We start from the raw sequence: 1,430 nt of genomic DNA on the forward strand, positions 1-1,430 counted from the left end.
GAAAATCCACGGGTGAGACTAGCCCGTAGAGATATAGTTATGCACAGTCGCCGGTCAAACGGCGGCAACCATCACTGGGTCAATATTCAATCGGCAGGGTGGGTCAATATTCAATCAGCGCAAACAAATGTTGACTATGCCGGGACAGCAGACCCATTGAAAACTACACCAGGTGGTATCTACACTCGCACCTTGTCAATAGCGTCCTGTTGACGTCATTAAAGCGGAGAGAAAAATTGCAGGCATTGCACTTCCAGGAAATGGCGCAGGTTTCAGGTGGTATGGCCTCATACAGACCCATTTTATGTCCCCGATGCCAGCCGCGAACTGCTCCGAAACGCTGAGATAAACCCTTAGGCATTGATACTGCAAGGAGAGCGGATTCACGCCAGCTCTTAAACGATCAGGGAGTCAACCACCGACTCGTCTATCAGACAAAGTTAAAGACTGACCCATTGGTCGACATACCTTGCTGCGTTATCATTCTGCTGACGTTAAGAGCGTCCTGTTTACGTGGTCCTGATTGAACAGGCAAAACCAGAAAGAGATTTGATGCAATTACTTAACATACTGGAAATCGATCAAGTAAACGGTGGGACTACTGCTTATGTGAGAGCGATAGACGCATCAGATAATCAGGTCATAAATAACTCAGCGCAGAAACCGGCGAGACCGATGAACTCTGTGCCGAAGTTTGACTTTTCTCGTCACCAAGACTTGTTTTCTCTTACTTCTGCTTTCATCACTTTTTGAATTTAACGATAAGTCGAAGACTTTACTTACCTAAAGCCTGATGACCTATCTTGGCAACCGTAGTCCCCACTTTAAATACAGACCGATTGCCTGCTAAATTTCTCTGTAAATATCATTGCTGCCACATTCTCTAGACGAGCGTGGTGTCGTTGACAGTTGTAAGAGGTTTCGATGAATTCCTGAATCGAAGCTTCTGCAGGCAGCACCCGGCCGTGTTCAACATTCCAGAACATGAAAACATAGTGAGGTAGCCTGAATTCCGTAGACACGCCTGATTGGTAATCATTGAGCCAACAGGAGGCTGCGGTGAGCAAGAGAGAAACACAAAGCTATACGTCGGAAGGTTCTGTTGCAATAAGCCAGCGAGGCGTAGCAGTCCGGTATGCTGAGCCCATGAAAGCCATTCACCTACAGCTTGAAATGTCGAACCTTCGCATAGTCCTGAAGCGTTTGCACTATCCGCTGGAGATCATATTGATGTGCGTGCGCTGGTACGCGGCCTACCCACTGAGTTTGCGTCATCTGGAAGAAATGATGGCCGAACGCGGCGTGAGGGGTAATCCCCCCGGAAAATAGGGGTGTGCAGAAGTAGAATTTTCTCGGATAGAGGGAGTTCTACAAAATGAAGAAATCGAGATTTTCGGACAGCCAAATCATCACCGTGCTTAAGGAGGCAG

1 pseudogene is annotated in these 1,430 nt (G+C 47.6%); it reads left to right on the plus strand.

Going from position 1 to position 1,430, the window contains the following annotated elements:
• Positions 1–1,173 precede the first annotated feature (1,173 nt).
• Positions 1,174–1,305, plus strand: a pseudogene (locus ACUHMQ_RS20730) (IS6 family transposase); the annotation flags it as partial.
• Between the last annotated feature and the right edge of the window lie 125 nt (positions 1,306–1,430).

This window comes from Chitinimonas violaceus (assembly GCF_052601015.1).